The organism is Ligilactobacillus sp. LYQ60, assembly GCF_045033015.1.
Lineage (GTDB): Bacteria > Bacillota > Bacilli > Lactobacillales > Lactobacillaceae > Ligilactobacillus.
Genome location: NZ_JBJFZV010000009.1, coordinates 46,449 through 54,702, shown reverse-complemented (window position 1 = coordinate 54,702; position 8,254 = coordinate 46,449). Strand labels below are relative to the sequence as shown.

Sequence of the window (8,254 nt, the reverse complement as noted above, 5' to 3'; positions counted from 1 at the left end):
AAGGAAAGAGTGCGGTGATGATGGCCTGAAGGATACACCTGTTCCCATGCCGAACACAGTAGTTAAGCTTCAGCGCGCCGAGAGTAGTTGGGGGACCGCCCCCTGTGAGGGTAGGACGTCGCCGTGCTTTTTATTCCGGCATAGCTCAGTTGGTAGAGCACCTGACTGTTAATCAGGTTGTCGACGGTTCGAGCCCGCCTGCCGGAGTGACATGTTAATGACCCGTTGGTCAAGTGGTTAAGACACCGCCCTTTCACGGCGGTAACATGGGTTCAAATCCCGTACGGGTCATGATGGAGGATTAGCTCAGCTGGGAGAGCATCTGCCCTACAAGCAGGAGGTCACAGGTTCGAGCCCTGTATCCTCCATTTGAACGGGAAGTCGTTCAATGGTATATTTAGTAACAGTATAACTTTTCTATTGTGGCTCGGTAGCTCAGTCGGTAGAGCAACGGATTGAAGCTCCGTGTGTCGGCAGTTCGATTCTGTCCCGCGCCACCATGGAGGGGTAGCGAAGTCTGGCTAAACGCGGCGGACCGTAAATCCGCTCCTTCGGGTTCGGAGGTTCGAATCCTCTCCCCTCCATATATAGGGATATAGTTTAAAGGTAGAACTACGGTCTCCAAAACCGTCGGTGTGGGTTCAATTCCTACTATCCCTGTTATATTGTTATGGCGGTAGTGGCGAAGTGGTTAACGCACCTGGTTGTGGCCCAGGCACGCGTGGGTTCGATTCCCACCTACCGCCCTTGTCACTGGGGTATGGCCAAGTGGTAAGGCAAAGGACTTTGACTCCTTCATGCACTGGTTCGAATCCAGTTACCCCAATTGTGGGGATTGGCCTGGTGACCTGTTCTTAATGGCGGTATAGCCAAGTGGTAAGGCAGAGGTCTGCAAAACCTTTATCACCGGTTCAAATCCGGTTACCGCCTTTAGTTCCTAAAGGTGCTAACTGTATCATATTTATCATGCCGGTGTGGCGGAATTGGCAGACGCGTTGGACTCAAAATCCAATGTCCGTTAGGACGTATCGGTTCGACCCCGATCACCGGTATTAATTGAATTATTAATTCAAGGGAAACGTTGTTAAATCAACGTTTTTCTTTTGTTTTTAAGGGTATTTTGACACATGTTTTTGAATCCTTGTGCACGTTCTGTGCACAGCGGAATTTTGCGTGTGCAGATTTGTGCACACGAATTGACGGAAGGAACTAATTTAACAATTTGGGCAATATATAAAGAAAGGGAGTAGCATGACAGACTACTCCTTTTTGTGTAATTATTTGAATTTGTTCTTTTCCGTTAATCTAGCTAATTCCTTGAATACAGGAAGAAGGCTTTGCGAAATACGTTCCAGTTCTTCTTCGTCAACTCTCCGTATAACCTTAATCAATTCTTGGGTGGCTTGAGGGAAAACACTATTAATAGAAGTAATATCGTCCATAAAGAGTTGTGCCATTGGAATATCTAAGGCGTTACAAATATCTAGTACCCGCTGAATACTGATATTGGGATAAATACCATTTTCAACCTTACTAATATAGTTGGGCGTTAAGTTACATTTTTCGGCAAGCTGTTCTTGCGTGTAGTGTTTCTTTAGTCGTTCTTCTCTGATGCGTTTACCGACAGGAAAATCTTTTGCGTACATAAATAATCCCTTCATTTATTAGTCCTAATAATTAGGCTATTAGGAAATCGGGCCTTTCTTAACGGCGTAAATGGAATGTATCTGAATTAATATGTACTGAATGGAATATATGAGTTATAATAATGCCGTTAAGTATATGAATAGAATATTTAATTGATTTGTTCGCGTAGGTGAAACTTAATTGTACAGGAGGATACATATATGGAAAAGAAGAAAGTTTTAACGGCTGTGGCCGTTGGGGCTGCAACTATGGCAGCCGGAGTGGGTGCTAACCACGTTAAGGCTGATTCAGTAACAGTTACAAAACAGCAAGTGGGGGACGAAACTAAAGTTACCACAACAACGACTAAGACCGTGGATAGCCAGGAACAGATTAACCAGACTAAGCAACAGGTAAATGACCAGAAGAAGGTTACCGACCAGGCTAGTTCTGTTGTCGACCAGGATTCGCAAAAAGTGAGTCAGGATAAGAATGATGTTGCTCACTGGCAGTCAGAAGCCTCACAGGCAACACCAGCAAACGTTGCAGCTAACCAGCAGGCGCAGTCTAGCCAACAGGCAAAAATTTCTGCTGATAAAACTACTGTTTCCAACCAACAGAAGAATGTTAGTGACGCTCAAAGTAAGGTGGATTCAGCGCAGTCAACCTTAAATGACAAGCAGGCTGAACAGTCTAGCGCTCAGACGGCTTACAACAACGCCGAAAATAATTACAATAAGGCAAAAGATGAGGTTGCTAATAGCCAGCAAGCGATTGCTAATCAGCAAAACCAGGTTAATCAGGATAAGCAAACGGTAGCAAACGACCAAAGTAAGGTTACTGATTTAACTAATCAGGTAAGTAGTGACCAAAGTAAAGTTACGGCTGATGAAAGTAACATTAATAATGCTGGGCAAAAAGAACAAGCGGACCAAGATAAGTTAAACCAAGATGAAAGTAGCTTGTCAACAGCGCAGAACCAACTGAATAGTGACCAGCAAAAGTTGAATGATTTACAGAATCAGAAAAGCTACGTTCCAACAGCGCCAACTATTCCGGCAGCAATGGCGGACGCTATGAAGAATCCAACTTCAACTAACATTAATGTTAATAGTGATGTAACTAACTGGAATATGAATAATCAGTTTACAAATGAAACGGCTAACCGTCAAATCAACGACCCGAGTTTAAATTACTATGTGGATGCTGGTAACTTATCAGCTAACGATTTGAAGATTTTAAATGAGCGGGCGCTTGCTTACCTTAACCAGTTTCGTAAGCAATTAGGACTAACACCACTTGATTATAATTCAGAAGCGGCTCAGATTGCTCAAGCAGTGTCAAAGACGTATGACAATGATAAGTCCTATACCACTGATGATCCAAATGCATTCAATACTCTGGAAAATTATCATTTGTCTTCTCCTTCTGCCGGGACCACCGGCGAAAGCGGTGTTCCGAATAAAAATCATGTCACTATGAATGACCTTGTAAATCAAGTTTATAATGAAATTTATGATACTTTATTCGCCGACCCTCAAAATGACTTAGGGCACATGCACGAGCTACTTGATTCTGGTGATGTTTTGTTAGGTATTTCTCCTGATGAAACGGGAGCTATTCATTATGTGAGCATTAATTTGACCTCAAATGGCAGTTCAACATACGAGAATACCAACATCCCACAAGACCCGTCAATTTTCGAGGGCAAGAGCGAGGTTGTACCGGACGTATCAGACGTACAAAGTCAGATTGCCAGTGCTAAGCAAGCGATCCAGAATGATCAGAACCAGGTTGATAGTTTAACTAATCAGGTTAATGCTGATAAAGCACAACTGGCCCAGGATACACCAAGTGGGTTACAACAACAGTTGGCTAACGACCAATCGAAGTTATCACAGGATACGCAGGCATTAAATAACGCTAAGCAGACTCTGACTAACGATCAGCAAACCCTGCAGAATGATGAAAATACGTTAAGTCAGATGCAACAGAACGCTAGCGACCCGCAGGCATACCTGAGTACCATGGCGAACCAATTAGCAACGGCTAAGACTAATTTGGATAACGCTAATAACGCGGTTGCTCAAGCTCAGCAAGCTTACAATGATGCTGAAAATAACTTGAAGCAACAGCAACAGATTTTAGCTAACGACCAAGCCCAGCTGGCTAAGGATGAAGCAACCTTAAAGGACTTACAGCAGCAGGCACAGGATTACGCTGACGCTCCGCAAAAGTTAGCTGACGCCCAGCAAAAACTGGCGCAAGATATGGCTCAGTATAACCAGGATCATCAGACCTATTTGGATGATTTACAGGTATTGAATGAGCTTGAAACTAAGTTACTGAATGAAGAAAAAACCTACACTACAACGACGGTTGAATGGATTAAAAATCCGCACCCTACGACAACGAGTGAGATTGGGAACCAGTACGTTCTGAACAACCGCGTAAATCAGAGTAGCAGTCGGCAGCAGGCTACGTCTACCACAGTACAGTTTGATAGCATGGACGAAGTCCAGGCGGCGGAAGTTCCAGGATTGCGGCGGAGTAACCGGAACAATGGTTTACCGGATACCGGTGATAACCAGAATAGCGCAGCAACCGTTGCGGGATTACTTGGCTTAGGGTTAGCTGGAATTTTGAGCATGTTGGGTTTGGCAGAACGGAAAAGGCAGAAATAGTATATAGTTCATATAAATATTAATGCTTGTGGCTGCATTCTTAATTTAAAGGGGGGTATTATCTAATGGTTAAGTTTGAAGAGGTATATGATTCTCAAAGTAACATGCCAATTAAGCGTGAAGAGGCTATTACGGAAATAAAAAAGGGTTGCAGGGATAGGTATGATTATTGGTGTCCAGTTTGTCGAGATAAACGGGCACAACTAATGATTGTAAATCTTAATAGTGTGAATCCGTATTTTAAAATAATGCCTAATTGTAAACATGTTTATTCTGATTGTCCGTATCAGTTGAATGTAAAGAGATTTAAAAACCAGGTTAAAACCACTCGCAATTATTTAAAGACTCCTCATAATATGCAAGCTTATTTACAGGATTTAGAAAGAAAATTGAATGGTGATACTGGTCCAGGTAATGTTGCCTCATCTCCAAGTGCCTCAGGGAATAGTGGTAGCGTTTCTTTACAGAAAAATGGTTCTCAGGGGAATCAGAAGATGAGGAGGGTTAATAAGCCACACCAATATCAAATCAATTCTCGAAATATTTCCAAAATAATAGCCATGACGCAAGTAGGATTTGATCGTAAAAATCCTTTGCCGATTGGTTTATACGGAGAAGCAGTTATTGAATTTAGCACTGAGAATGATAAATATAAGAATTATAAAGTTTGGGATAAGAATAAAGAAACTTATTTCACTTTAGGAGTTTCTAAAAAGTGGCAAGGCAATTTAATTTCTATCATAGATCATAAATTGAATAAAGCAATAAAGATTTACGGTGTTTTTTACTTTTACTTGAGCAACGGATATACTGATGCTTTTATAAAAGCGAATGAAGTCTTTTTTAAATAGTTGAAGGCATTAATAGGTAATTTAGAAAGGTTTTGGCATTTTATGAGTTTAAGACGTTTAGTAACGGGGAATGATTTTGGGAAATTACTACTTTGTATATTATGTGATGTAGTGCTGAGTTTTTCCTTATTAGAGTCAACTGTTTCAGAAGCTCATCCGTTGCCAGAAGTATTCTTTTGGGAATTTGGAATATGTTTCTTAGTATGTTTGCCACTTAATGTTTTTTTCTTAAGAAGATGTTCAAGTCGCGTTTTAAATCGCCACGTAGTTGATTTAATACATGACATGACGGCATATTTTATGGCAATTATTATTGCTGTTAATGTATTTTCAGCTTGTGCTGATGGTATAGCGTTGAAGTCTAATACGGTTAAGTTGTTAGAGTATGTCTTAGTCTTCTCAGTTTTATGTCTTCAGTGTGCTATTGAATACAAAGTGGTGGATAACGATAATACTAAAATCAACGTAAGTGGTTCTGAAAACGATGCAAAATCAGGGTTTATGCGTAGATGGGGAATGCTGTTTATATTATTAATAGTGATAAACGTTTTATTATTACTATTGGTTGGCATATCAGTAGGGTGGTTTGATATCAGTACTACTATTGCTGGTTGTAAGATGTTTAAATCAATTTCTCCATTGCATATACACTGGGTAGCACATTTAATTGGTCTTATGGTGTTTGCTGTTGTTTCTTCGTTTGTGGATTGGAAAATAGTTGAGCGCCGTAAACCAACGACTGTATCAAAGGCAAAATTAAATGTTATAGTTAATGGCAGTATTTCTTGTGTTGGTTATCTGGTTATAATTTGTATGGCGTTTTCGGCGATAAATAAGTTATATGTCACGATAGATTCGGCAATGTATGAACAGGCATATTATTTATTAATGTTGTTTTTCTCAATTAAAGTTGCGCTTACCCTTTCAAAGCAGTGAATTTTGTAAAGTGGACATGGGTATAGGTTATTTTTTATAGGTAAGGACGTTTCCCAAAGGGAGCGTCCTTTTTTGTGCCGTTTGTAACATCTGTAACTTAAATTGTAATAAATGAAATATTTCAAAACGCCAGGTTTTCAGAGTAAAAACGATATAATGATAATCGTCAGCGAGGTTAGTGATTAAAAACTAACCTTTATGACGAACTATAGTATTGAGAGATGATGGCTTAACGAAGAAACTAGCAGTAACAACTGAATAACAGGTAAGCAATTATTTGCAGGCAAATCATAAAGGAGGAATTAAAAATGCAAATAAAAGTATCCAATGAGTACAATGCGGCAGGCCTAGTAACGGGCGAGGTCAGTTTGGTGTATGAGTATCAGGACGGGGAACGGACGGATAATCAAGTGGGTTTCGCCGTAACGGTGACCCCGATGGGCAAGATGGCAGAATTAGCCACGACGTCCATTCGCGTGAAGTTACCAAGCGATGCGGAAACGGACGTTGGCGTGAATGATATTGTTCAGTTTGAGGGCTTGACGGTTACGCCGTATGTGCGGGAGGGCAGTTCCTTTATCAACTATGCCTACCGGGCAAACAACCTTAAGGTTATCAGCCACCTCGACTTGGAGTTACCAGGAATGGAGGAGACGGACAATGGAGCTGACTAATTTCGGCACGCGGCTCGAGCCGTTAAAAAAATACCAGCACTGGATTAGACACCGCCAATCAAGCACTGGTAAGCAACGTAACGAGCACCCGTATGTGTTGGGTGTGTTACTATTAACCTTCGCAACGCTAATTTTAACACACTTCACATTATTTAGCACCGCGTTCGCGGTGGGGGTGACGTTAGTCGTTACCAGTCCGTGGCTACTGGACTGGTATTGGGGCTTAGGCTTACAGTACCAGCCGGCTAAACGGTTGACCCTAACCAATCTAATTCAGCGACTCATCTTACGCCACCAGGTTTACCAGGCTTTACGAACACAGTTGCGCACGCAAGCGAACTTTAAGGCAACAACGTTGCCGTTGGTGGATGTCATGGTTGATAACGGGCGGATTTTTCGGGCCTGGATCTGGCTTGAGAACGACCCAGCAAGTAAGGTAAACTGGCGGGACGGGTTCCCGGAGAAACTGAGCGCCGGATTACGGGGCTTTTTCCAAACGGTTGAAGTCGTGGAAAGCCAGTTAAATAATGGGCAAACAAGCTGGCGGTTGACACTGGACGACTATACCCAACATTATCAGCAGGAGATTCACCAGGGCGCTGACATAGGAAGGGCAGTGCAGAAGGCAAAGGAAACGCAAAAAGCCCAAGAAACCACCGATGAACTGACGATTTTAGACGGGCGGAATACCATTAATTGGCGGGTGGCCCCGCACATGGTTATTAGTGGACGTACCGGCACCGGGAAAACAACCTTAATGGGTTACTTGATGGCCGTAGCGCTGACCCGAGGTTACCGCGTTGCGGTATGTGACCCGAAACGGCAGGACTTTGCGCGCTTACAAGCAGACAATGACCAGTGTCAAATTGCCCGGGAACCGCAGGAATGCTTACAGCTATTAAAGCAGATGGACCAGGAAATGGCGTACCGGATGGCGTTTAGCAGCCAACACCCCGGGACGAAGTTTGTGCAGCAGTTTGTCATGATTGATGAGTTAGCGGCTTTACGGGCAAGCCTGAGCGCGAAGGAACAGAAGCAGTTAGATGCCACCTTAAAGCGGTTGGTCTTACAGGGGCGGGCTTTCCAGATGCACCTAGTGATTGGGATTCAACAGGCCAACGCCCAGGAACTTCCGACCGAAATTCGGGAACAGTTAGGGACGCGGGTACTATTAGGGAATAGTACGCCAGCGGAGCAAAAGTTTTTGTTTACGGATGGTGTGCAGGTAACAGCAGACGACCAGAACCCGTACCAGGGACTGTGTGCCGTTAATGGGGGACCGGTGCAACGGGTCTTTCCCCCGTACGTTGGCCAGGACTTTGATTTAGTCGGATATTGTAATGAGTTATTGCAGTTACCGGGCGAGCGGCCAAAAGGCCGCCCCGGCCGGGAAGAAAAAGCATAAATGGGCATAACAGCCGAAGGCTGCGGGGAAGGGGCTTGTTTTCCCCGCAGTCTTTAATAATGCAAAAAATTAACAAAA

At 43.0% G+C, this 8,254-nt stretch carries 6 protein-coding genes, 10 tRNA genes and 1 rRNA gene; 16 read left to right on the top strand and 1 reads right to left on the bottom strand.

Annotated elements, in window-relative coordinates; all coding sequences use genetic code 11:
* The first annotated feature begins 10 nt into the window (after window positions 1-10).
* From rrf to ACI3EZ_RS07220, 11 genes are all read left to right on the top strand, one after another.
* Window positions 11-127: ribosomal RNA gene (gene rrf / locus ACI3EZ_RS07270) — 5S ribosomal RNA — on the top strand.
* A gap of 7 nt (window positions 128-134) precedes the next feature.
* Window positions 135-207, top strand: a tRNA-Asn gene (locus tag ACI3EZ_RS07265).
* A 12-nt stretch (window positions 208-219) separates the two neighbouring features.
* Window positions 220-291, top strand: a tRNA-Glu gene (locus ACI3EZ_RS07260).
* Between the two features lie 4 nt (window positions 292-295).
* A tRNA-Val gene (locus tag ACI3EZ_RS07255) sits at window positions 296-368 on the top strand.
* Window positions 369-424: 56 nt separating this feature from the next.
* Window positions 425-500: transfer RNA gene (locus tag ACI3EZ_RS07250), tRNA-Phe, on the top strand.
* A gap of 1 nt (window position 501) precedes the next feature.
* Window positions 502-584, top strand: a tRNA-Tyr gene (locus ACI3EZ_RS07245).
* A 5-nt stretch (window positions 585-589) separates the two neighbouring features.
* Window positions 590-660: transfer RNA gene (locus ACI3EZ_RS07240), tRNA-Trp, on the top strand.
* 13 nt (window positions 661-673) lie between these two features.
* Window positions 674-746, top strand: a tRNA-His gene (locus ACI3EZ_RS07235).
* A gap of 8 nt (window positions 747-754) precedes the next feature.
* Window positions 755-826: transfer RNA gene (locus tag ACI3EZ_RS07230), tRNA-Gln, on the top strand.
* A gap of 33 nt (window positions 827-859) precedes the next feature.
* Window positions 860-930, top strand: a tRNA-Cys gene (locus ACI3EZ_RS07225).
* 38 nt (window positions 931-968) lie between these two features.
* A tRNA-Leu gene (locus ACI3EZ_RS07220) sits at window positions 969-1,052 on the top strand.
* Window positions 1,053-1,277: 225 nt separating this feature from the next.
* Here ACI3EZ_RS07220 and ACI3EZ_RS07215 read toward each other — a convergent pair.
* Window positions 1,278-1,646 (bottom strand): helix-turn-helix domain-containing protein, encoded by a 369-nt coding sequence (locus ACI3EZ_RS07215; RefSeq protein WP_405025968.1) that lies wholly within the window; start codon window positions 1,644-1,646, stop codon window positions 1,278-1,280.
* A 201-nt stretch (window positions 1,647-1,847) separates the two neighbouring features.
* Here ACI3EZ_RS07215 and ACI3EZ_RS07210 point away from each other — a divergent pair, with 201 nt between their 5' ends.
* The 5 genes from ACI3EZ_RS07210 (at window position 1,848) to ACI3EZ_RS07190 (ending at window position 8,176) form a co-directional block, all read left to right on the top strand.
* Window positions 1,848-4,310 (top strand): SEC10/PgrA surface exclusion domain-containing protein, encoded by a 2,463-nt coding sequence (locus ACI3EZ_RS07210; RefSeq protein WP_405025967.1) that lies wholly within the window; start codon window positions 1,848-1,850, stop codon window positions 4,308-4,310.
* Window positions 4,311-4,375: 65 nt separating this feature from the next.
* On the top strand, window positions 4,376-5,161 hold the full coding sequence (locus ACI3EZ_RS07205) for a hypothetical protein (RefSeq protein ID WP_405025966.1): 786 nt from the start codon (window positions 4,376-4,378) through the stop codon (window positions 5,159-5,161).
* Window positions 5,162-6,097, top strand: coding sequence for a hypothetical protein (locus tag ACI3EZ_RS07200; RefSeq protein ID WP_405025965.1), 936 nt, complete (start codon window positions 5,162-5,164; stop codon window positions 6,095-6,097).
* A 308-nt stretch (window positions 6,098-6,405) separates the two neighbouring features.
* Window positions 6,406-6,771, top strand: coding sequence for a hypothetical protein (locus tag ACI3EZ_RS07195; protein ID WP_405025964.1), 366 nt, complete (start codon window positions 6,406-6,408; stop codon window positions 6,769-6,771).
* Window positions 6,758-8,176 (top strand): helicase HerA domain-containing protein, encoded by a 1,419-nt coding sequence (locus ACI3EZ_RS07190; RefSeq protein ID WP_405025963.1) that lies wholly within the window; start codon window positions 6,758-6,760, stop codon window positions 8,174-8,176. The genes ACI3EZ_RS07195 and ACI3EZ_RS07190 overlap by 14 nt, the downstream gene beginning before the upstream one ends.
* Window positions 8,177-8,254: the final 78 nt, after the last annotated feature.

Coding starts and splice junctions, on each gene's coding strand:
- ACI3EZ_RS07215 (WP_405025968.1), bottom strand. CDS start 1,646: ATGTACGCAAAAGATTTTCCTGTCGGTAAACGCATCAGAGAAGAACGA.
- ACI3EZ_RS07210 (WP_405025967.1), top strand. CDS start 1,848: ATGGAAAAGAAGAAAGTTTTAACGGCTGTGGCCGTTGGGGCTGCAACT.
- ACI3EZ_RS07205 (WP_405025966.1), top strand. CDS start 4,376: ATGGTTAAGTTTGAAGAGGTATATGATTCTCAAAGTAACATGCCAATT.
- ACI3EZ_RS07195 (WP_405025964.1), top strand. CDS start 6,406: ATGCAAATAAAAGTATCCAATGAGTACAATGCGGCAGGCCTAGTAACG.
- ACI3EZ_RS07190 (WP_405025963.1), top strand. CDS start 6,758: ATGGAGCTGACTAATTTCGGCACGCGGCTCGAGCCGTTAAAAAAATAC.